20 protein-coding genes and 1 tRNA gene are annotated in these 20,986 nt (G+C 61.2%); 10 read left to right on the top strand and 11 right to left on the bottom strand.

The annotated features are described in order from the left end of the window. Positions 1-193: 193 nt before the first annotated feature. Positions 194-283 (bottom strand) — tRNA-Ser (locus I554_RS0103320). Between the two features lie 216 nt (positions 284-499). On the opposite strand from I554_RS0103320, the gene I554_RS0103325 reads away from it, so the two are divergent. Next, on the top strand, positions 500-1,444 hold the full coding sequence (locus I554_RS0103325; protein WP_024577948.1) for a septal ring lytic transglycosylase RlpA family protein: 945 nt from the start codon (positions 500-502) through the stop codon (positions 1,442-1,444). A 17-nt stretch (positions 1,445-1,461) separates the two neighbouring features. Here I554_RS0103325 and I554_RS0103330 read toward each other — a convergent pair whose 3' ends face one another. Beyond that, positions 1,462-2,400 carry an alpha/beta hydrolase gene (locus tag I554_RS0103330; protein WP_024577947.1) on the bottom strand — a complete coding sequence of 313 codons (939 nt, stop codon included), beginning with the start codon at positions 2,398-2,400 and terminating at the stop codon, positions 1,462-1,464. A gap of 112 nt (positions 2,401-2,512) precedes the next feature. Between I554_RS0103330 and I554_RS0103335 the strand changes: the two genes are divergently transcribed. From I554_RS0103335 to I554_RS0103360, 6 genes are all read left to right on the top strand, one after another. Beyond that, positions 2,513-3,763: a D-alanyl-D-alanine carboxypeptidase family protein gene (locus I554_RS0103335; RefSeq protein ID WP_024577946.1), complete on the top strand. Its 1,251-nt coding sequence runs from the start codon at positions 2,513-2,515 to the stop codon at positions 3,761-3,763. Between the two features lies 1 nt (position 3,764). Further along, entirely contained in the window at positions 3,765-4,457 is a 693-nt protein-coding gene (gene tmk, locus I554_RS0103340) for a dTMP kinase (protein ID WP_024577945.1), read from the top strand. Next, the gene (locus I554_RS0103345) at positions 4,454-5,503 is read left to right on the top strand and encodes a DNA polymerase III subunit delta' (RefSeq protein ID WP_024577944.1); all 1,050 of its coding nucleotides are present in this window, start codon (positions 4,454-4,456) and stop codon (positions 5,501-5,503) included. Before tmk ends, I554_RS0103345 begins: the two co-directional genes overlap by 4 nt. 83 nt (positions 5,504-5,586) lie before the next feature. Beyond that, entirely contained in the window at positions 5,587-7,527 is a 1,941-nt protein-coding gene (metG, locus tag I554_RS0103350; RefSeq protein WP_024577943.1) for a methionine--tRNA ligase, read from the top strand. Between the two features lie 5 nt (positions 7,528-7,532). Then, positions 7,533-8,327: a TatD family hydrolase gene (locus I554_RS0103355; RefSeq protein ID WP_024577942.1), complete on the top strand. Its 795-nt coding sequence runs from the start codon at positions 7,533-7,535 to the stop codon at positions 8,325-8,327. Continuing rightward, positions 8,324-9,124: an MBL fold metallo-hydrolase gene (locus I554_RS0103360; protein ID WP_024577941.1), complete on the top strand. Its 801-nt coding sequence runs from the start codon at positions 8,324-8,326 to the stop codon at positions 9,122-9,124. The genes I554_RS0103355 and I554_RS0103360 overlap by 4 nt, the downstream gene beginning before the upstream one ends. A 3-nt stretch (positions 9,125-9,127) precedes the next feature. Here the strand turns inward: I554_RS0103360 and I554_RS0103365 are convergent, their stop codons facing one another. Together I554_RS0103365 and I554_RS0103370 are read right to left on the bottom strand one after the other, a co-directional pair. Next, on the bottom strand, positions 9,128-10,777 hold the full coding sequence (locus I554_RS0103365; RefSeq protein WP_024577940.1) for an acyl-CoA synthetase: 1,650 nt from the start codon (positions 10,775-10,777) through the stop codon (positions 9,128-9,130). A 355-nt stretch (positions 10,778-11,132) separates the two neighbouring features. Next, complete coding sequence (locus I554_RS0103370; RefSeq protein WP_024577939.1) at positions 11,133-12,725, bottom strand: alpha-amylase family glycosyl hydrolase; 1,593 nt, start codon at positions 12,723-12,725, stop codon at positions 11,133-11,135. A gap of 264 nt (positions 12,726-12,989) precedes the next feature. On the opposite strand from I554_RS0103370, the gene I554_RS0103375 reads away from it, so the two are divergent. After that, the gene (locus I554_RS0103375; RefSeq protein ID WP_024577938.1) at positions 12,990-13,493 is read left to right on the top strand and encodes a thermonuclease family protein; all 504 of its coding nucleotides are present in this window, start codon (positions 12,990-12,992) and stop codon (positions 13,491-13,493) included. Between the two features lie 15 nt (positions 13,494-13,508). Here I554_RS0103375 and I554_RS26200 read toward each other — a convergent pair whose 3' ends face one another. After that, positions 13,509-13,760, bottom strand: a complete 252-nt coding sequence (locus I554_RS26200) for a DUF1272 domain-containing protein (RefSeq protein ID WP_034473809.1) — start codon at positions 13,758-13,760, stop codon at positions 13,509-13,511. Positions 13,761-13,896: 136 nt separating this feature from the next. Between I554_RS26200 and I554_RS0103385 the strand changes: the two genes are divergently transcribed. Next, positions 13,897-14,730: an enoyl-CoA hydratase-related protein gene (locus I554_RS0103385; protein ID WP_024577936.1), complete on the top strand. Its 834-nt coding sequence runs from the start codon at positions 13,897-13,899 to the stop codon at positions 14,728-14,730. Between the two features lie 2 nt (positions 14,731-14,732). On the opposite strand, the gene I554_RS0103390 is transcribed toward I554_RS0103385, so the two are convergent. Then, positions 14,733-15,290 carry a VUT family protein gene (locus tag I554_RS0103390; RefSeq protein ID WP_024577935.1) on the bottom strand — a complete coding sequence of 186 codons (558 nt, stop codon included), beginning with the start codon at positions 15,288-15,290 and terminating at the stop codon, positions 14,733-14,735. After that, the gene (gene queC / locus I554_RS0103395) at positions 15,290-16,015 is read right to left on the bottom strand and encodes a 7-cyano-7-deazaguanine synthase QueC (RefSeq protein WP_024577934.1); all 726 of its coding nucleotides are present in this window, start codon (positions 16,013-16,015) and stop codon (positions 15,290-15,292) included. Before queC ends, I554_RS0103390 begins: the two co-directional genes overlap by 1 nt. Before the next feature lie 94 nt (positions 16,016-16,109). Between queC and mazG the strand changes: the two genes are divergently transcribed. After that, complete coding sequence (gene mazG / locus I554_RS0103400; protein ID WP_024577933.1) at positions 16,110-16,925, top strand: nucleoside triphosphate pyrophosphohydrolase; 816 nt, start codon at positions 16,110-16,112, stop codon at positions 16,923-16,925. Positions 16,926-16,929: 4 nt separating this feature from the next. Here mazG and hflX read toward each other — a convergent pair whose 3' ends face one another. From hflX to I554_RS0103420, 4 genes are all read right to left on the bottom strand, one after another. Beyond that, entirely contained in the window at positions 16,930-18,306 is a 1,377-nt protein-coding gene (gene hflX, locus I554_RS0103405; RefSeq protein ID WP_024577932.1) for a GTPase HflX, read from the bottom strand. Between the two features lie 12 nt (positions 18,307-18,318). Further along, positions 18,319-18,567 (bottom strand): RNA chaperone Hfq, encoded by a 249-nt coding sequence (hfq, locus tag I554_RS0103410; RefSeq protein ID WP_006020546.1) that lies wholly within the window; start codon positions 18,565-18,567, stop codon positions 18,319-18,321. Between the two features lie 170 nt (positions 18,568-18,737). Next, complete coding sequence (locus I554_RS0103415) at positions 18,738-19,595, bottom strand: D-amino-acid transaminase (RefSeq protein WP_024577931.1); 858 nt, start codon at positions 19,593-19,595, stop codon at positions 18,738-18,740. 4 nt (positions 19,596-19,599) lie between these two features. Then, positions 19,600-20,970 (bottom strand): sigma-54 dependent transcriptional regulator, encoded by a 1,371-nt coding sequence (locus I554_RS0103420; RefSeq protein WP_024577930.1) that lies wholly within the window; start codon positions 20,968-20,970, stop codon positions 19,600-19,602. Positions 20,971-20,986 lie beyond the last annotated feature (16 nt).

The following is a 20,986-nucleotide window of genomic DNA, read 5'->3' on the forward strand; positions in this document are numbered from 1 at the left end:
TCGCGTCGTCCATTCCGACCCAGCCATTTCAAGATCTCCCCAGACCCAAGCGCATCCAACCGCAACCGGTGGTCGAGGGCAAGCCGTCGCGCCTCCTTTCCAGGACTATCAGGTCATGGCAGGGAGAATGGTGGGGATGAATAGTTTGGAAAAGTGAACCGACAAGTGAATTCAATATCTTGTCGGATGTTTTTGGCGGAAGGGGTGGGATTCGAACCCACGGTGCCCTTGCAGGCACGCCGGTTTTCAAGACCGGTGCCTTAAACCACTCGGCCACCCTTCCGGTTCGCACCTCTTGAGGGAAGGCGCGAGCGATTGCAAGGGTTGTCCACGCGGGAGGGTTGCAAAGCCGGAAAATCAATCTCCGGTTTACCAAGCCGTGTGCCGGGCCGTTTCCGGTATGGAAGCAATGAGTTAAGGTAAGCGCTGTATGAGTGCCAGCCTCCGGCCTGCGGTGCCCGGTAGGCAAGCGGCCGCGAAAGATGCTATTTGGGGTTCTATGGGGATTTGCGTCAGGGAATCGGGCGGGGCAGCCGTGCGCATCGCGGCAGCGGGAGCCTTGTGTCTGCTGGTCGCCAATTGCGCCTCGTCAAACAAGCTCTCCAGCCGTGTCGATCCGAAATACGGCGTTTCCAGCAGCCCTCGGGTGGTGGATTTCGGCGATCCGGTCCCAAGGGGCGGAGGTACCTATCGCGTCGGCAAGCCGTACGTTGTCGCCGGCAGGACCTACGTTCCGGAAGAAAATCCGAATTATCGCGCTGAGGGCATGGCCTCTTGGTACGGCGATGCCTTCCACGGCCGTCTGACGGCCAATGGCGAGGTGTTCGACATGACCTCGCTCACCGCGGCCCATCCTACCATGCCGCTGCCGAGCTATGCGCGCGTGACTAATCTGGCCAACGGCAAATCGGTGGTCGTGCGCGTCAATGATCGCGGGCCATACCATGGCAACCGGCTGATCGACGTCTCAAATACCGCTGCCAAGCTGCTTGAGTTCCGCGAAAACGGCATCGGCCGGGTGAGGGTGGAGTATGTCGGCCGCGCTCCTCTCGAAGGTTCGGACGATCGCCAACTGATGGCCACGCTGCGGACCGGCGAGCCTGCACCTGCACCATCGACCGTTCGTATCGCGTCGGCCCGTGCCTTCATTCCGGATATGACCCCTTCGCCCTCGCGCGGAGTGGCCCGTGGTGATGTCCCGCTGCCCGCCGGGCGTCCCTATACGCTGGGCCATACCCAGGAAGATTTTGCTGCGGCGGGTTCGTCGGAGGTCTCTGCCTCGCGTGCTGCGCGCTCTGGCGGACGCCGCTTCGAACGCAGCGCTCCCGCTGAGGTCGAGGAAGCTGCCGAGGAAGCCCCGGCAACGACAAGGCCGGTTGCGGCCTATGCTCCGGCATCCCGAGATAACAGCCCTAACCTGATGTCGGGTCGCGGGCTTTACTGAGCCCGGATCCCGAGCGATCAGCTTCGCACGCCATTTAGGAACTCAACCAGCGCCGCGTTCACCTCGTCGGGGCGCTCCTGTTGAATCCAGTGGCCCGCGCCTTCGATGATCAGCTTGCGCCTCAGATTGGGCAGCACGCGTTCCATTTCTGTGACGCGCTTTCCGCCGAGAATGCCGGTGACGACGGAATCGTTGGCGCCCGCGATGAAGATCGATGGCTGATGGATTTTCGCGCCCTGCCACGGAGCGGTCAGCTCCCAGTTCCGGTCGATGTTGCGATACCAGTTCAGGCCGCCGCGAAACCCGGTCCGACGGTAAGTTTCGACGACATGCGCATGGTCCTGCTCGCTGACCCATGCCGGCAGGGGGCGTGGAATAGTCAGGTCGCCCAGAAAACCTTGCCCGTCCTTCAGAAACAGCGAGCCGTCGACACCGAAGGTCACCGCGCGCATCGTGAAATCGACATCGCGCTCGAACTCGGCCTCAGCGTCACCCGGCTTCTGGAAATACTGCCAGTAGAAGTTGGTGACGCCACTTTTCGCCAGCGTCTCCAGTGGCCGCTCGCGCCCCCTGAATGGCGGGGCGACGCTCAATCCGCCGACGGCTGTGAAGACGTCGGGCCTGAACAGGGCTGCATGCCAGGCGATGGGGGCGCCCCAGTCATGGCCAATGATAATCGCCTTGGTTTCGCCGAGGGCCGCCACCAGCGCGACCATGTCGCCGACCATGTCGAAAATGGAATAGGCGTCGATGTTCAGGGGGGCAGACGTACGCCCGAAACCGCGCATGTCTGGCGCGACCGCATGGAAGCCGGCAGCCGCAATGGCGGGGAGTTGATGCCTCCAGGAATGGGAGAGTTCGGGCCATCCATGGCACAGCAGGACCAGCGGGCCGGAGCCCTGTTCTGTCACAAAAATCTCAATGCCGTTGGCTGAGATCATTTGCGATGACGACATGGATTTCCGCCTCTTTTCAACATTTTGAAGGCGACCGGGACACCGAAGCGGCCCGCCGCACGTTGTTTGGTATCAGCCCAACTGTTACAAGGCGATCCTCAGGAATCTCAACATGGCAGCCATTCTCAGAGCATCCCGGACTCACGGGCGTCGACATGGGCGGTTCTGGCCGCTTGTCGCCGTTCTGCTGACGGCCGGTCTGGCGCTTGGCGGCGGGGTCCACGCGGCCAACAACAGCGTGCAGGGGGCCAAAAAGGACGAGGGGTACGAGATCGATGCGCCGACCGCGATCCTGATCGAGGCGAAGTCCGGCAGCATCCTGTTCGAGAAAAACCCCGACGAACTCCGCGCGCCCTCCAGCATGATGAAGCTGATGACGGCGGAGGTTGTTTTCAACGCGCTGAAGAAGGGCGACATCAAGCCCACCGATGAGTACCGGATCAGCGAATATGCCTGGCGAAAGGGCGGAGCGCCGTCCGGCGGTTCGACCATGTTCGCGGCAATCAACAGCAAGGTCAGCGTCGACGATCTTCTGCGCGGTGCGCTGATCCAGAGCGGCAACGATTCCTGCATTGCGCTGGCGGAAGGCGTGGCGGGCAGCGAGCGCGACTTCGTTGCGATGATGACCAAACGCGCGCGCGAACTCGGCCTGACAAAATCGACGTTCGGAAATTCCAACGGCCTGCCGGATCCCGGCAACAAGATGACCGTGCGCGAACTGGGCATGCTGGCCCGGCACATCATCCTGACCTATCCGGACAACTACAAGCTGTTCGGCGAGCGCGAATTCACCTGGAACAAGATCCGGCAGCAGAACCGTAATCCGCTGCTGACGATGCTCGAAGGCGCCGACGGACTGAAGACCGGTTACACCAAGGAGGGCGGCTTCGGCATGGTCGGCTCGGCGGTGCAGAACGGCATGCGGCTGATCGTGGTGGTCAACGGACTTGAAGATGCCGATGATCGTGCAGCCGAGGCCAAGAAGCTGCTCGAATGGGGGTTCCGTAATTTCGAGGCGCGGACGCTGTTCGCCAAGGATCAGACGGTCGGCTATGCAAAGGTGTTCGGCGGCAGCGCGCGTTCCGTCAAACTGGCAAGCCCGGAGCCCATCAAGGTCATGGTGCAGAGGAACGGCAACGACAAGTTGCTTGCTCGAATTGTTTACACAGGGCCGGTGCGCGCACCGATCCTGCCGGGTCAACGGATTGGGACGCTCAAGGTCTGGCGCGGCAGCAACATTGCACTGGAATGTCCGTTGGTCGCGGCGGAAGCGATCGAGACAGGTTCGACAACCCGCCGCGCGTTCGACGGCGCCAGCGAACTCGTCATTGGCCTGTTCCGCGCCGGCGCGGAGAAGCTTTGACATGAGTGACGCTGTCAAACCGAGACAGCCGCCGCGCGGCCGCTTCATCACTTTTGAGGGCGGAGAAGGTTCCGGTAAATCGACGCAAATCCAGTTGCTGGCGGATCGTCTCAACGCAGCCAAACTGCGGACGATCACAACGCGCGAACCTGGCGGGTCGCCCGGCGCGGAAATCGTACGCCACCTGTTGCTTTCGGGAATGGCCAAGGCATTCGGTCCCGAGACGGAGTCCTTGCTGTTTGCTGCCGCGCGCGACGATCATGTCAGTCAGGTAATTGAGCCGGCGCTTGCGCAGGGACTCTGGGTGGTGTGCGACCGGTTCACGGATTCGACACGCGTCTATCAGGGCGAATTGGGCAAGGTCGATCCGACACTGATCCGGGCGATGGAGCGTGTCACCATCGGAAACCTCAAGCCCGATCTCACGATCATTCTGGACGTTCCTGTTGCAGTCGGGATGGAGCGCGCGCTCAAACGGCGAGGGACCGCTGTACCAGATCGTTTCGAAGGCGAGGGCGTGAGCTTCCATGAGAAGCTGCGAGAAGCCTATCGCAAGATAGCCGAAAGCGATCCGCAGCGCTGCGCGCTGGTTGACGCAGATGCCGACCCCAAGACTGTCGCGGAGCGGGTCTGGAAAGCGCTGCGCGATCACCTGTTCTCCGTAGCGACCGTTCGCGAGACCACAAAGGCATGAGTGCTCGCACGGCTGAATCCGAGACATCAATTCCGGCGCCGCGCGAAACGACGGCGCTGTTCGGTCATCGCGATGCCGAGCAGACATTACTGACGGCCTATCGCAGCGGTCGCATTCCTCATGCGTGGCTGATCGGCGGTGCGCAGGGCATCGGCAAGGCGACCATGGCCTATCGCATGGCGCGGTTCGTGCTCGCACATTCCGATTCCTCCGCACGATCCGTGCAGGATGCGGATAGTCTGTACGTTGATCAGGATCATCCGGTGGCACGCCAGGTCGCGAACGCCAGTCACGGCGGGTTGCTGACGCTGGAGCGCACAGCGAACGAGAAGGGCACGATGCGAACCGTCATCACGGTTGACGAGTCGCGCGAAACCATTGGATTCTTCGGCTCGACCGCAGCTTCTGTCGGTGGCTGGCGTGTCTGTGTGGTCGACACCGTCGACGAACTCAACGCCAATGCCTCCAATGCGCTGCTCAAGATTCTTGAAGAACCGCCAGCGAGGTCGCTGTTTCTTCTCATTAGTCACGCTCCTGCGCGTGTGCTCGCCACCATCCAGTCCCGTTGCCGGAAACTCCCATTGCGGCCTCTGGCGACGCAGGATGTGATTCAAGCAGCAGCTGAGGCCGCCGGATTAACCCGCGGCGATACCGCACTCGCCGAGGCAGCAGACGCAGCTGAGGGGAGCGTAGCACGCGCGCTTACGTTGCTTGGCGGGCAATCGCTCGGGCTGCACCAGCGCACGCTCGAATTGCTGAATCGCCTGCCGCAGCTCGATCAGCGCGCGCTTCATGCTCTCGGTGATGCGTTGCCGCTGAATGATCGCGTCGGACTGAAAGCTTTCGTCGACACCATTGACCGTTGGCTCACAGGGCATCTGCATGCCCCCGATGCAGGCGCAAATCTGCCCCGCCTTGCACGGCTTGCCGAGGTATGGGAAAAGATCAACAGTGCCGCGCGCGACACAGAAAGCTTCAATCTGGAACGGAAGCCGCTGGTTTTCTCAGTGTTCGGTATGCTCTCAGAAGCCACCGCAACTCGCTGACCGGGCCAGCCCAGCGGTCTCGCAGACCACATCACGAATGAGTGCGCGCACGTCAGCGCTGTTTTGAATTTCAAGGAAGCCTAATGGCCAAAGCCAGGAAGACCGCCGTTAAGAAGAAAAAGAAAGCAGCCAAAAAGGCCGTCAAGTCGGCACGCAAGGCTGCGGCCCGGAGCGCATCTGCTTCGTCGAAGAAAGGACGCAAGGCGGTTGCGAAAAAGACGGCCAGGAAACCCGGAAAGAAAGTTGCCAAGAAAACGGCAAAGAAGGCTGCGACCAAGCGCGCTGGCAAGAAGGCCGTTGGCAAGAAGAGCGGCTCGAAGGAGAGCGCTGTCAGGAAATCCGCGGTAAAGAAACCTGCCACCAAACCGACCGTTGTGAAGACCGCGCCGGACGTCAAGCCGGTGACAAAAAAGGCGCCGCCGAAGCCGGCCAAGGCCAAGGTGGCTGCCGTGCCGCAGAGTGTTGCAAGCGCGCGCGCGAAGAACTCGTTCTACATTACGACTGCGATCGCTTATCCCAACGGCGCGCCGCATATCGGCCACGCCTATGAGGCGATCGCGACCGATGCGCTGGCGCGATTCCAGCGTCTCGACGGCAAGGACGTGTTCTTCCTGACCGGCACCGACGAGCATGGCCAGAAGATGATCCAGACGGCGCAGAAGGAAAACATGACGCCCCTGGATCTGGCGACACGAAACGCCGCGCGTTTCAAGGAGATGGACCAGCGCCTGAATATCTCGTTCGATCGCTTCATACGCACGTCCGAGAAGCAGCACCATGAGTCGACACAGGAAATCTGGAAGCGGATGGTCGCGAACGGCGACATCTATCTCGACAGCTACGCCGGCTGGTATTCCGTGCGCGACGAAGCTTATTACGCCGAGGACGAAACCGTTGTCGGCGAGGATAACGTGCGGCGAGGGCCGCAGGGGACACCTGTCGAGTGGGTCGAGGAAAAGAGCTATTTCTTCGAGCTATCGGCCTATCAGGACAAGCTGCTGGCGCTGTACGAAAGTCAGCCGGACTTCATCGGGCCGGACTCGCGCAAGAACGAAATCATCAGCTTCGTTAAAAGCGGTCTGAAAGACTTGTCGATCTCGCGCACCACGTTCGACTGGGGCGTGAAGGTGCCGGGTGACGAAAAACACGTGATGTATGTCTGGGTCGACGCACTGACCAACTACATCACCGGCGTTGGCTTCCCGGACGAGGGCGACAAGAACTGGAAGTACTGGCCGGCGGACGTGCACATCATCGGCAAGGACATCATCCGTTTTCATGCGGTTTACTGGCCGGCGTTCCTGATGTCGGCGGGCATCCCGGTGCAGAAGCGTGTGTTCGCGCACGGCTTCCTATTCAACCGCGGCGAGAAGATGTCGAAGTCTGTCGGCAACGTGGTCGATCCGTTCAGCCTCGCCGATGCCTATGGCGTTGATCAGCTTCGCTACTTCTTCCTGCGGGAGGTGCCGTTCGGTCAGGACGGCAACTACAATCATGAAGCCATCGTGGCGCGCACCAATGCCGATCTCGCTAACGACTTCGGCAACCTGGCGCAGCGCTCACTGTCGATGATCGCCAAGCAGCATCAGGGCGTGCTGCCGGACCCCGGCGAGTTCAGTGACAACGACAAGGCTATCCTTGCAATGGCGGACGGCATGCTCGAGCAGGCACGTACCGCCATGGCCACGCAACAGATTCATCAGGCGCTCAACGCGATCTGGGCCGTGGTGGCGGAGGCCAACCGCTATTTCGCGGGTGAGGCGCCGTGGGCGCTGGCCAAAACCGATCCAGCGCGCCAGAAGACGGTTCTGTATGTTACCGCTGAAGTCGTCCGTCAGATTGCGATCCTTGCGCAGCCGGCTATGCCGGATGCTTGTGCCAAGCTGCTCGACATTCTCGGAATTGCGCCGGACGCGCGCGATTTCGCCGCGCTCAGTAACCGGATAAAAGGTGGCTCGCAATTGCCGCCGCCTGCGCCGGTTTTCCCGCGTTATGTCGAACCAAAAGACGCCGCGGTGAGTTAAGCCAGATGCTTGTCGACAGTCACTGCCATCTCGACTTTCCGGACTTTGCGGACGATCTCGATGCGATCGTCAAGCGCGCTGAGGCCGCAGGCGTTGGCCGTATTGTCACCATCTCCACGCGGGTGCGGAAGGTCGATGGATTATTGAGCATCACAGCGCGGTTTCCGAATGTCTATTGCTCCGTAGGCACCCATCCGCACAACGCGGATGAAGAGGACGGCATCACCCCTGACGAACTGATAGCGCTCACAAGGCATCCAAAGGTGGTGGCGCTGGGCGAAGCGGGGCTCGACAATTTCTACAAGGATGGATCGCCTGAAGCGCAGGAGCGGGGCTTTCGTGCTCACATCGCGGCGGCGCGCGCGACCGGATTGCCGCTGGTGATCCACACTCGCGAGGCCGATGAGGCCTGCGGCCGCATCCTTGAGGATGAAATCGCGAAGGGGCCGTTCAAAGCCGTGCTGCATTGTTACACAGGCGGACGCGAACTTGCGATGAAGGCTATCGGGCTTGGGTTGTCGATTTCCTTCACCGGAATCCTGACGTTCAAGAACTCGCAAGCGATCCGTGACATCGCTGCCGAACTGCCCGCGGACCGCATCATGGTGGAAACCGATGCGCCATACCTCGCGCCGGGGAAATTCCGCGGCAAGCGCAATGAGCCGTCCTTTGTCACGGAGACTGCAAGGGTGCTGGCGGAAACACGCGGCGTTTCACTCGACGAGATCGCGCAGCAAACCACGGAAAATTTCTTCCGGCTGTTCGATAAAGTGCCGCGCCCGGACGCAAAAGCTGCATGACGGTGATACTGACAATCCTCGGCTCCGGATCGTCCGCCGGCGTGCCGCGCCCCGCGCTTGGTTGGGGCGCATGTGACCCGAACAATCCGAAGAACCGCCGCCGCCGTTGTTCGCTGCTGGCCGAAAAGGGTGGCGCCAACGGCCTGACGCGCGTCCTGATCGATACCTCGCCGGATCTGCGCGAGCAGTTGATCGATGCCAACGTGGATCATCTCGAAGCGACGTTCCTGACCCACGAACATGCCGACCAGACCCACGGCATCGACGACCTGCGTTCCGTCGTCCTGCATCAGCGCAAGCGGATTCCTGTCTACCTGAACAAATCCACGGCCAAGGATATCCTGACGCGCTTTGCCTATTGCTTCGAGCAGGCGCCCGGCAGTGACTATCCGGCGATCCTCGAAAAGCGATCAATCGAGGCCGGTGAAACCGAGCGAGTCGAGGGGAAGGGCGGCTCCCTCGCCCTGACCGCGTTCCTGGTTCAGCACGGCAACATACCGGCGCTCGGTTACCGCATCGGCAATGCCGCCTATACGCCTGATCTCCACGACATTCCGCCGGAGAGCTTTCCCGCGCTGGAGAACCTCGATCTGTGGATCATCGATGCCCTGCGCTATGCGCCGCATCCGAGCCATCTCAGTCTCGACGACGCGCTGTCGTGGATTGCGAAATTCAAGCCGCGCCGCGCGGTTCTGACCAACCTGCATTCGGATCTGGACTACGACGTGCTGCAAGCCAAATTGCCGCCGGGTATCGAGGCGGGCTACGACGGCATGCGTCTGGCGATCGAGGCCTGAGGTTCAGGCGGAAATCGCCTTCGCAGAATTGGCCTGATCGCGCAGCGCGAATTTCTGGATCTTGCCGGTCGACGTCTTCGGGATCGCGCCGAACACCACTGACTTCGGTGATTTAAATCCCGGCAATATGCCCTTGCAGTAGCTCAGGATTTCCGCCTCGGTTGCGCTGGCGCCTTCCTTGAGTTCGACGAAAGCGCAGGGCACCTCACCCCATTTCGGGTCCGGCTTGGCGACCACGGCCGCGAACAGCACGGCCGGATGCTTGTACAGGACGTCCTCGACCTCGACCGACGAGATGTTTTCACCGCCCGAGATGATGATGTCCTTGGAGCGGTCCTTGATGATGACGTAGCCGTCCTTGTCGAGCACGCCGAGGTCGCCCGTATGAAACCAGCCGCCCTCGAAGGCTTCCCTGGTCGCCTTCTCGTTCTTCAGGTAGCCCTTCATGACGATGTTGCCACGGAACATGACCTCGCCGATGGTTTCGCCATCGCGCGGCACCTCGCGCATCGTTTCCGGATCGAGCACCGTGACGGCTTCCTGGAGCGGATAGGGCACGCCCTGCCGGCGCTTCAGCTGGGCGCGCTGGTCTGCCGGAAGCTCGTCCCAGCCGGGTTGTTCGGCGCAAACGGAGGCGGGGCCGTAGACCTCTGTGAGGCCGTAGACATGGGTCAGCTTGATGCCGATGCTCTCGGCGCCCTCAAGCACGGCTACCGGCGGCGCCGCGCCCGCAATCAGTCCCACGACGGGCTTCGCCGACTTGCCCTTGGGAGCATCCGGCGCATTGATCAGCGTGTTGTAGACGATTGGCGCGCCGCACATGTGGGTCACGCCGTGAGCCTTGATCAGCTCGAAAATCTTGGCCGGATCGACCTTGCGCAGGCAGACATTGACACCGGCCGACGCTGCGATGGTCCACGGGAAGCACCAGCCGTTGCAGTGAAACATCGGCAGCGTCCAGAGATAGATCGGATGCGTACCGAGATTGCCCGCGAGGATGTTGCTGACGGCGTTGAGATAGGCGCCCCGATAATGCGTGACGACGCCCTTAGGATTGCCCGTGGTGCCGGACGTGTAGCCGAGCGCGATGGCGTCCCATTCGTCGTCCGGCGTCAGCCACGCGAACTCCGGGTCACCGGACGCGACCGCCGCCTCATACTCGAGTTCGCCAATGCGCTTGCCGCCGGTAAACGCCGTGTCGTCGACATCGATCACCAGCGGCTTTGGACCCTTCATTAGACCAAGCGCATCTGAAATCACGCCGGTGAACTCGGGATCGACCAGAATGACCTTTGCGCCGCCATGGTCGAGCTGGAATGCGATCGAGGCCGCATCGAGCCGGATATTGAGTGCGTTGAGGACGCCACCGGCCATGGGCACGGCGAAATGGACCTCATTCATCGCCGGAATGTTCGGCAGCATGGCCGCGACGGTGTCACCACGCCGTATACCGCGCTGAGCCAGAAACGAAGCAAAGCGCTTGCAGCGCTCATAGGTCTGCGCCCAGGTAAATCTGAGGCCTTCATAGACCGCGCTGGTGTGATTTGGATACACGCTGGCGCTGCGGGCCAGGAAACTCAGCGGCGACAAAGGGACATAGTTGGCGGCGGTTTTGTCCAGACCGGTGCTGTATTGGCCCTGATCGCTGCTCATGTCCCTGACTCCTTAATTTGTCCGACGCGGTGAGCACCAACGGCGTCTGCCGGTCAGACACGTGCATCGTTCTACAATGACAGTTCACGCGGTCAATCATCTGGCCGATGTCTAACGCGGATGAACCTCACGGGCCTGCCTGACGCCAGGCGAAGAGGCCGGGACAGCCGCATGCACCGGAGAGGAATGCCTGGCCGTTACGCGAAGTTTTTCAGATGTAACCCGACATACCTTGACCATTTTATCGAATATTTGATCGATCATACTGGAATTGCTGATATATAATATATTCCATAATATACCTTATGCGAATCGGAGGTGTGGCCTTTGATCTATGGCGCTCCAGACCGCCCGGTTATCCTAGCAGTCCTACGACAAGCCCCTCTGAGGCCCGGAGAGCCAATCTTTTGGGTATGGCCTCGCCTTGGCGATCCATAAACGTCGACAGCAGAATTTGCCCGTGCAGACCAGCCGCATCGAATTCTGCAGACACACACCCGAAGTTCAGCGCAACGAGAGACCGCTGATCCTGATGCTCGCGCTCGAACACCAATAGCGCCTCAGCGATACTCACGAGCTTGTATGTACCGAGCGCAAGCTCGGGCCGTTCGCTGCGTAACCTGATCAGCGCCCGATACAGGCTGAGCATGGATCCGGTATCATGGCGCTCAATGGCAACGTTGTCAGCGCCAAAATTCCGGTCCAACGGCAGCCAAGGCGCGGCAGTGCTAAAGCCGGCATATAGCGTCGAATCCCATTGCATGGGCGTACGACAACCGTCGCGGCCGACTCCGAGGCCGGGTACATTTTTCTCCCAGGGATCCCTCACCTGATCCGGCCGGATTTCGACCTGCGGCATGCCGATCTCGTCGCCGTAGTACAGCGTAGGCGTCCCGCGGAGCGTCAGCAGCAGCATTGCCGCGATGCGCGCCTGATCGCCGCCCACGCGGCTGGCGATGCGCTGGCGGTCGTGATTGCCAAGTACCCAGTTCGGCCATGCACCTGCCGGCAGTGCGGCTTCGTAGTCGCCGACGAGTTTGGCAATGGTGCGCGCATTCCACGGCGTCGAGATCAGCGCGAAGTTGAACGGCAGATGCGCACCAGCCAGATCACGGCCATAGTAGGTTACGAGCTTGTCCAGTGGCAGATAGATTTCGCCGATCAGAACCCGGTCGTCGAACTCGTCGATGACCCTGCGCATCTCAGCCACGATCTCGTGGACTTCGGGCCTGTCGGCCGAATACAGCGGGATCAGCTGCTGATAAGGCTGCTGCCCCGAAATGAAGTCTGGGTTTGGCGGATTATCACGCAGCAGATCATCCTTGATCAGATGCCACATCACATCGACGCGAAATCCGTCGACGCCACGCCGCAGCCAGAAGCGCATGACGTCATGCATCGCACGGCGGACGTCGTGATTGCGCCAGTTCAGATCGGGCTGGCTACGCAGGAACGCGTGATAATAATACTGTCCGGTATCCGCATCGAATTCCCATGTGCTGCCGCCGAATTCGGAAAGCCAGTTGTTGGGTGGGCCGCCCTCACCCTTGGGGTCGCGCCAGATGTACCAGTCGCGTTTCGCGTTGGCTCTCGAACTGCGGCTTTCAATGAACCAAGGATGCCGGTCGGAAGTATGGTTGGGCACAAGATCGAGAACGATCTTCAGTCCAAGATCATGCGCGGCCACAACCAGTGCATCGAAATCGTTGAGAGAGCCGAACACCGGATCGATCCCGGTATAGTCTGCGATATCGTAGCCGAAGTCTTCCATCGGCGACGGAAAGATCGGCGACAGCCACAGCGCGTCGACGCCCAGTTCACGCAAGTAAGGCAGCCGCTCGATAACGCCGCGGAGATCGCCCACGCCATCGCCGTTCGAGTCCTGAAACGAGCGCGGATAGATCTGATAGAGGATTCCAAACCTCCACCAGGCGAAGTTTTCATGCATAGGTCACGCCGAAGGGGTCGATGTTCAAGGCTATCTGCAATCTCCACATAGTCTCAAGGGAAAGTGGCTGGCAACATCGCTTGAACCCGACTCACCTAATGCCGATAATTCAGTTGAGGAATCGCGTGATGGGGTCGGCGTGACATAAAACTCTCACATTGAGATTCGCTTGCCACTGAGGCGCTCGAGTAGAAGTACAGGATGTCACAGCGGCAACCACGCAGAGCAGTACAGTTCACCCCGGATACGCGGCGCTGGACTGTCATGGTAATCGTCCTGATCGGCTCGCTCGGCGTTTACGCCGTCGAACGCTGGATGCGGGCACCGGACGCCCCGGTCTCGGGCAATGCATTCGTGGCCGATGGCGACACCCTGACGATCGCCGGCACGCGGATTCGTCTCATTGACATCGATGCCCCTGAACTGGATCAGACCTGCACCGATGCTCAGGGACGCGACTGGCCATGCGGACGGCAGTCATCTGCCCAACTGCGCAGCCGTATCCGCGGCCACAATCTCACTTGTCAGCCGAAATCGATCGACAAGTTTGGGCGCACGCTGGCGACCTGCACCCTGCCCGACGGCACCGACATCAACGGCTGGATGGTCCAGCAAGGCTGGGCTGTCACATCAGGATTTGCGAACGTTTACAGCGCCCAACAGGATGCTGCGAAATCCGCCAGGCGCGGATTGTGGGCCGGGACATTCACACCGCCGCGCGAATGGCGGCACCAGCATCCGCGCACGGATGATCATCACAAGGAGTAGCGAAGTCCCTGCGTCTCAGCTCGCTTTCGCCAAGCACGGCTGCTCCCGCAAATGCCGCTCGGTCGAAGCCGGATACTTCCGCAACATCGCTGCCGGTCTGACAGGCCGCGGGACGAAGTTGCCGCCGCAGTTCGGGCATGCGCCGCCGAATACGGTATCAGCGCAGGTTTTGCAGAACGTGCATTCGAATGTGCAGATCACTGCCTCACTGCTCTCCGGCGGCAGGTCCTTGTCGCAGCATTCGCAATTCGGCTTGAGTTTCATCATATGACGTCTCCCGGTGCGCGGCCCGTCGAGCCTATTCGGCTGCTGGATCTGGTGCAAGGCAGCCGAGCGGCAGCGGCTGCTTGCGCCCTATCGGCTTTTCATCTTACCTGCGACGAGAAAATGTGAGGAAGCCCAAATGTCGAATGTCGAAAGAGTACAGGACGCCCGCGCAGCCGAGCCGGAAGTGCTCTATGCGGTCGACGGCAACATCGCCACGATTACGCTGAATCGCCCGGAGAGGTTGAATACGATCTCTCGCCCGATGCTGGCGCAGCTCGGCCAACTGCTCCTGCAAGCTGACAACGATCCCGAGGTGCGTGCCGTCATTCTCACGGCGACCGGGCGCGCCTTCTGCGCCGGACTGGATGTGGGCAGTGCATCGAGCGGCACTGGCATCGGCTCGCAGAGTGACGCCGACGGCGCGCGTACAACGCTTGACCTCAAGACCGCGCCTCCAACGATCCTTTTCAATATGGAGAAGCCGACGATCTGCGCGCTCAATGGCGCTGCGGCCGGTTACGGCATGGACACTGCGCTGGGTTGCGATATCCGCATCATGGCCGAGAGCGCAAAGTTCGCTGCCGCGTTCGTCAAGCGTGGCATCGTGCCGGAGTCAGGCGGGACATGGTTTCTGCCGCGCATGCTGGGCTGGGCCAAGGCCGCAGAGATCATCTTCACCGGCCGCACGCTCTCGGCGAAGGAAAGCCTTGAGATGGGTTTGACCAATCACGTCGTCCCGGACGCCGAACTGATGCCGCGCGCTCGCGCCCTCGCCGCCGAGATCGCCGCCAATGCGCCGCTCGCGGTTCAATCGGCCAAGCGCATGATGCGTGTCGGCCTCTCGGAAAACTTCAACGATCATGTCCATCACGTCTTCCTGCAACTGCTGCCCCTGATGCGCACTCAGGATTTCCGTGAGGGTCTGGCCTCCTTTCTCGAAAAGCGGCCAGCCGACTTCAAGGGACGCTGAAGCTACGTCACGCCCAATCGCTGGTCCCTGTCGCGCAGCCAGCGGATCGCAGGCAGCGTCAGCAGCACCATCACGGCTTTGCCGACGATCTGGCCTGCGAGAAACTGAAGGCTGCCGAAAGCGAGCCACAGAAAGAGCAGCGAGTCCGCAACAAGTCCGACAAGGCTGCTCGCCGCTACGGCGAGCACAAGCCCGCGCTTTTGCAGCGGTGTGTAGACTGCGAAATCCGCAAGTTCCGACAGGAGAAACGCGACTGCCGATGCGACCACCAGCGGCGCCGGTGCGAACGCCGCAGAGAGCACTGTCCCTGCTCCAATCGCCGCCAATCCATAAGTCACGCCGAGCCGCCTCTGCACAAGATCGCGCAGCACCAGCGCAAGACCCGCCATCAGCACACCGCTTGGCGCCATCAAGCCGGGTGCCACTGGAATAAGACATGGCCCGTCCGGCGGGCACAGCGTGCCGACGTGCTGGATCAACCAATTGGCGACCGGAATGCAGGCGATATAGGCCGATAGAAATATCAGGCCTTCCGTGCGAAACCGTTGCGCAAGCGTCATCACGTTTCGGTCTTGGCTTTCGCGGCGTATGTCGTCCAGCCTTTGGCGCGCAGGCTGCATGCCGGGCACTCGCCGCAGCCGTAACCCCAGTCGTGCCGTGCGCCGCGCTCACCGAGGTAACAGGTGTGGGAGTGTTCAACGATCAGATCGACCAATCCCCGGCCGCCGAGTTCTTCCGCCAGCGCCCATGTGTCACCCTTGTCGCGCCACATCAGCGGTGTGTGCAATTCGAATGGACGCGCCATCCCGAGATTGAGCGCCACATTGAGCGCCTTGATGGTCTCGTCCCGGCAATCGGGATAGCCGGAGAAATCCGTTTCGCACATGCCGCCTACGATGTGGGTGATGCCCCGTCGATAGGCCAGCGCAGCGGCAAAAGTGAGAAACACCAGATTGCGGCCCGGCACGAACGTATTGGGCAGGCCACCCTCACCCATTGCGATTGCCGTGTCGCGCGTCAGTGCGGTTTCGGAAATGTCGCCGAGGGTCGGAATGTCCAGTGTATGACTTTCGCCGAGTCTGGCCGCCCACTCGGGCCGAAGCCTCATCATCCCGTCGATCAGCTTTGCACGGCTTTCAAGCTCAACGGCATGCCGCTGGCCATACGAAAATCCGATGGTCTCCACGCGCTCAAAGCGAGTCAATGCCCACGCGAGGCAGGTGGCGGAATCCTGCCCGCCGGAGAAAAGCACAAGAGCTGCGTTGTTTTGGCCTAATTCCGTCATGGCACTGCACTTAGCACCCGAACACCGCGCCGCCAATTGTCTCGGGGCCGTCGTTACGGCATAGAGGGGAAGCTCCTCATGCCCATGGTGCGCCATGCCTCCTTCCCATGACATCTCCAAACTCCTCGACATCATGGCGGCGCTGCGTACGCCGAAAACCGGGTGTCCGTGGGATCTGGAACAGACCTTTGCGACGATTGCCCCCTACACCATCGAGGAGGCCTATGAGGTTGCCGAGGCGATTTCCCGTGACGACCTTGATGACCTGAAGGAAGAACTCGGCGATCTGTTGCTTCAGGTTGTGTTTCATTCACGGATGGCCGAGGAGAAAGGCGCCTTCGCGTTCGGCGATGTGGTGAACGCCATCACGACCAAGATGATCCGGCGGCATCCGCATGTATTCGGGGAGAAAGCCGGGCGTATGACACCCGAAGAGGTGAAGGGTCTGTGGCACAGCATCAAGGCCGAGGAAAAAGCCGAACGCGCGACTTTGCGCGGGGAAGTTCCTGACGCAAAGCCCGGCCTGCTGGAGAAGGTGAAAAAGAGCCAGCCCGCTCTCGCTCGCGCGATGGACTTGCAACGCACCGCTTCGACCGTCGGCTTCGACTGGAACGACCCACGTGCGGTACTCGCCAAAATTCGCGAGGAAGCCGATGAAATCGAGGCCGCGCTGGATAGCCGCGACCAGGCGCATATTGCCGAGGAGACCGGCGATCTTCTGTTCGCTGTGGTCAACCTGGCGCGCCATGCCGATGCCGATCCGGAGATGGCCTTGCGCGCGACCAACGCGAAATTCGAGCGGCGCTTTGCCTATATCGAGCGAACGCTCGCATCGCGCGGTTCATCGCTCGAAGAGGCGACGCTGGCGGAGATGGACGCGTTGTGGAACGAAGCCAAGACTGAAAAATAACGTCTCAGTGCGTGCTGGGTACCGCGCCAAACTTGGCAATGGTGATGTCACGCTTGGTCTCATCGACGCGCACAGTCATGGCAAAGCGGCCATTCTCCATGTGCTTGTCGAGCACCTCCGCATTCCGGTGCAGCCAGCTGATGCCGGCGCCATCGGATGCATCGATGAACAGATCGAGCGTCACGCGCGTCGCAGCCAGGCGATCCTCGATGGCCGCAAGCAGGGCGTCGATGCCCTCCCCGGTCTCGGCCGACACCGGAAAGCACGGCCGCTCGGGCGGACGCCGCGCGGCAATGTTCATAAGGTTGTCGCGGCCTTCCTCATCGAAGTGGTCGATCTTGTTCCAGACCTCCACGATGCGCTGACCGCTGCCCGGGTCGATTCCGAGCTGTCTCAATACGCCTTCGACATCATGCTGCTGGGCCTCGGCATCTTCATGCGAGATGTCGCGCACATGCAGGATGACATCAGCCTCGATGACTTCCTCGAGCGTGGCGCGGAACGCCGCCACCAGCATGGTCGGCAAGTCCGAGATGAACCCGACGGTATCCGACAGCATGGCCTTGCCGCCGTGCGGTAGTGTCAGCGCACGCAAGGTCGGATCGAGTGTTGCGAACAGCATGTCAGCCGCTTGAACGTCGGCGCGGGTCAGCCGGTTGAACAGCGTGGATTTTCCGGCGTTGGTGTAGCCGACCAGTGCAACGACGCGGTACGGGACACGCTGACGCCCCGCGCGGTGCAGCCGGCGTGTTGCCTGGACCTTCTTGAGTTCTGCTTCGATGCGGGAGATGCGATCGCCGATCATGCGCCGGTCCGCCTCGATCTGGGTTTCGCCGGGGCCGCCCATGAATCCGAAACCGCCGCGCTGGCGTTCGAGATGGGTCCATGACCGGACGAGACGGCTGCGCTGATAATTCAGATGCGCGAGTTCGACCTGCAGCGTGCCTTCCCGGGTCTTCGCGCGGCGGCCAAAGATTTCCAGAATGAGGCCGGTGCGGTCGAGCACCTTCGCGTTCCATTCCTTTTCGAGGTTGCGTTGCTGGACCGGCGAGAGCGCACAATCCATCACGACCAGATCGACCTCATTGGCCTTGATCAGGCCGATCATCTCCTCGACCTTGCCTTTGCCGAGATAGGTCGCCGGCCGGATTTCGCTCAGCGGCGCCAGGATCGCTTCCGCCACGGTGAGATCGATGGCGCGCGCCAGCCCCGCGGCTTCTTCAAGCCGCGCCTCCGGATTGCGTATTCCATGAGCTACCGCCGTCGCGTCGGGGTCGCCCCGCCGCACGCGCTTGTAAGGACCGATGACCAGCACCCGTCCTGTATCGCCCCGCGCCGCCCTTGGCCGGTCGGCGCCCCCGTCGAAGTCTCGGGGTTCCAAACTAGTTCAATCTCAAGCTGGCGCGTCCTCGCCGCCTTCGAACAACTGGATCGGAGCGCCCGGCATGATCGTCGAGATCGCATGCTTGTAGACAAGCTGCGAGTGACCATCGCGCCGAAGCAGCAGACAGAAATTGTCGAACCAGGTGACAATGCCCTGCAGCTTCACTCCATTGACCAGAAAGATCGTCAGTGGCGTTTTGGTTTTGCGAACGTGATTGAGAAACGTGTCTTGTAGGTTTTGTGCGCGGTCTGCCGCCATTTTCTTATCCCGCATTCTTGTTTTTGGGCCCGACCTGCCCTCTTCGGGGCGTGGTCTGGCTGCCGGCGTCCCTGAGATCCCCCTCCGGGTGCTGCAGCGCGATTAAAGGACACGCCCGGTTGTTAGGCAAGGCCGCGGTACCGGGCTAAGCCGCCAAAGGGCCGAAAATCTTACGAAAATGCTGAATATCGGTGGAATTCTTCCCGCAATCGCATGGAAATCGAGCCCGGCTTGCCATCCCCGATGTTCCGGCCGTCGATCCTGACCACCGGCATGACGATCTGGCTGGATGCGGTGACGAACGCCTCGGCGGCCTCATAAGCCTCCGCAGGGGTAAATGGGCGCTCCTCAAGCTTGATCTGGAGCGCTGCCAGCACCTCGGTCAGCACCGCCCGCGTGATGCCGGCGAGAATGCCGCTCTCGGCCGACCGGGTCACGACCCTGCCATCTCTCGTCACGATCCATGCGTTGCTCGATGACCCTTCAGTGACATGGCCATCGCCGTCGACGTACCATGCCTCGTAGGCGTTGTTCTCACGTGCCTGCTGCTTCGCCAGCACGTTGGGCAACAGGGAAACGGACTTGATGTCGACGCGCGGCCAGCGATTTTCGGGAACGGTGATGACGCCGATCCCCTTTGCTGCGGTCTCCTGATTTTTCTGGAAGTTGAGACTGCGCGCCGTAACCACCACAGCCGGCTTGACAGGCTTGACCGGAAACGCGTGATCGCGCCGGGCCACGCCGCGAGTCACTTGCAGGTAAACGATCCCGTACGTCACGCGATTGCGTCGCACGGTCTCCTGAATCACGATCTCAAGCGCGGCCAGCGGCATCGGCATATCGATGCGCAATTCGCGGAGCGAGCGCTGCAAGCGCGTCAGGTGGCGTGGCATGTCGACGACCTTGCCGCCCCTGATCTCGCAGACTTCGTAGACGCCATCGGAAAACTGATAGCCGCGGTCCTCGATATTCACATTGGCGTCCCGCATGTCGCGGTACTGGCCGTTCACATAGGCAATGCGGGACATGAACTTAACCGACCCCCAGTGCCTTGAGCTTGCGATGCAGCGCCGAACGCTCCATTCCCACAAACTCGGCTGTGCGCGAAATGTTGCCCGAGAACCGGCTGATCTGCGCAATCAGATAGTCGCGCTCAAATACTTCGCGGGCCTCCCGCAGCGGCAGGCCCATGATGTGCTCGCCGTTGTTGCCTGTGGGCATGGCCGGGATCATCGAGCCGACGTCCTGAGGCAGCATGTCGGCGGTAATCGCAGCATCAGGGTCACCACCCGCCAAGATCATCACGCGCTCGACGTTGTTACGCAATTGCCGGACATTGCCCGGCCAGACGTGCGATTGCAGCACCGCCATGGCATCCTCCCCGATCCGCCGTTTCGGCAGTCCGGTCGCGGATGAAATCTGGTCCATGAAGTATTCAACGAGGTCGGGAATATCCTCCCGGCGCTCTGACAATGGCGGGATACGGATCGGAACAACCGACAAGCGATGGTAGAGATCTTCCCGGAATTTCCCCTCTGCGATCTCGGCCTCAAGATTGCGCGCGGTCGAGGACACGATGCGAACGTCCACGCTCACCTTCGTGGTACCGCCTGCCCGCTGGAACGTCTGATCGACCAGCACCCGCAAGATCCTGTTCTGTGTTTCGCGCGGCATGTCGGCGATCTCGTCGATGAACAACGTGCCGCCGTGAGCCTCTTCGAGTGCACCGGGCTTGCGGCCGGTCTCGCCGTCGGACAGTTCAATCCCGAACAATTCGACTTCCATCCGTTCCGGCGTAATCGCCGCCGCATTGATGACAACGAATGGCCCGTCGGCACGGCTGGACATCGCATGGAGCGTGCGGGCGGCAAGCTCCTTGCCGCCGCCGGATGGTCCAACGATCATGATACGGCTGTTGGCCTTGGCCGCACGGTCGATGGTCTGCCGCAACTGGTTCATGCAGGGTGAACGGCCGATCAGCGTACCGGACGACGGCGCATGCTGCTTGAGTTCGCGCACCTCGCGCTTGAGGCGCGACGTTTCCAGTGCACGGTTTGCGACCAGAATCAGCCGGTCCGCCTTAAAGGGTTTCTCAATGAAATCGTAAGCGCCACGCTTGATCGCCGCGACCGCCGTTTCGATGTTGCCGTGGCCGGAGATCATTACGACCGGCACTTCGGGATGGTTCAGCTTGATCTGTTCGAGCAACTGCAGGCCATCCAGCTTGCTGCCCTGAAGCCAGATGTCGAGGAAGATGAGGTTTGGCCGGCGGCTCGAAATTTCCGCCAGTGCGGAGTCGCTGTCACGCGCGGTCCGCGTCTTGAAACCCTCGTCGTCGAGAATGCCCGCGACAAGATCCCGAATATCAGCTTCGTCATCGACGATCAAAATATCATTCGCCATGAATCACGCCCGCTCT

This window comes from Afipia sp. OHSU_II-C1, from assembly GCF_000497575.1.
Taxonomy (GTDB): Bacteria; Pseudomonadota; Alphaproteobacteria; order Rhizobiales; family Xanthobacteraceae; genus Afipia.

What these genes read in the sequence shown, in the direction of transcription:
- I554_RS0103325 (WP_024577948.1), top strand. Translation starts at nt 500, where the DNA reads ATGGGGATTTGCGTCAGGGAATCGGGCGGGGCAGCCGTGCGCATCGCG.
- I554_RS0103330 (WP_024577947.1), bottom strand. Translation starts at nt 2,400, where the DNA reads ATGTCGTCATCGCAAATGATCTCAGCCAACGGCATTGAGATTTTTGTG.
- I554_RS0103335 (WP_024577946.1), top strand. Translation starts at nt 2,513, where the DNA reads ATGGCAGCCATTCTCAGAGCATCCCGGACTCACGGGCGTCGACATGGG.
- tmk (WP_024577945.1), top strand. Translation starts at nt 3,765, where the DNA reads ATGAGTGACGCTGTCAAACCGAGACAGCCGCCGCGCGGCCGCTTCATC.
- I554_RS0103345 (WP_024577944.1), top strand. Translation starts at nt 4,454, where the DNA reads ATGAGTGCTCGCACGGCTGAATCCGAGACATCAATTCCGGCGCCGCGC.
- metG (WP_024577943.1), top strand. Translation starts at nt 5,587, where the DNA reads ATGGCCAAAGCCAGGAAGACCGCCGTTAAGAAGAAAAAGAAAGCAGCC.
- I554_RS0103355 (WP_024577942.1), top strand. Translation starts at nt 7,533, where the DNA reads ATGCTTGTCGACAGTCACTGCCATCTCGACTTTCCGGACTTTGCGGAC.
- I554_RS0103360 (WP_024577941.1), top strand. Translation starts at nt 8,324, where the DNA reads ATGACGGTGATACTGACAATCCTCGGCTCCGGATCGTCCGCCGGCGTG.
- I554_RS0103365 (WP_024577940.1), bottom strand. Translation starts at nt 10,777, where the DNA reads ATGAGCAGCGATCAGGGCCAATACAGCACCGGTCTGGACAAAACCGCC.
- I554_RS0103370 (WP_024577939.1), bottom strand. Translation starts at nt 12,725, where the DNA reads ATGCATGAAAACTTCGCCTGGTGGAGGTTTGGAATCCTCTATCAGATC.
- I554_RS0103375 (WP_024577938.1), top strand. Translation starts at nt 12,990, where the DNA reads ATGGTAATCGTCCTGATCGGCTCGCTCGGCGTTTACGCCGTCGAACGC.
- I554_RS26200 (WP_034473809.1), bottom strand. Translation starts at nt 13,760, where the DNA reads ATGATGAAACTCAAGCCGAATTGCGAATGCTGCGACAAGGACCTGCCG.
- I554_RS0103385 (WP_024577936.1), top strand. Translation starts at nt 13,897, where the DNA reads ATGTCGAATGTCGAAAGAGTACAGGACGCCCGCGCAGCCGAGCCGGAA.
- I554_RS0103390 (WP_024577935.1), bottom strand. Translation starts at nt 15,290, where the DNA reads ATGACGCTTGCGCAACGGTTTCGCACGGAAGGCCTGATATTTCTATCG.
- queC (WP_024577934.1), bottom strand. Translation starts at nt 16,015, where the DNA reads ATGACGGAATTAGGCCAAAACAACGCAGCTCTTGTGCTTTTCTCCGGC.
- mazG (WP_024577933.1), top strand. Translation starts at nt 16,110, where the DNA reads ATGCCTCCTTCCCATGACATCTCCAAACTCCTCGACATCATGGCGGCG.
- hfq (WP_006020546.1), bottom strand. Translation starts at nt 18,567, where the DNA reads ATGGCGGCAGACCGCGCACAAAACCTACAAGACACGTTTCTCAATCAC.
- I554_RS0103415 (WP_024577931.1), bottom strand. Translation starts at nt 19,595, where the DNA reads ATGTCCCGCATTGCCTATGTGAACGGCCAGTACCGCGACATGCGGGAC.
- I554_RS0103420 (WP_024577930.1), bottom strand. Translation starts at nt 20,970, where the DNA reads ATGGCGAATGATATTTTGATCGTCGATGACGAAGCTGATATTCGGGAT.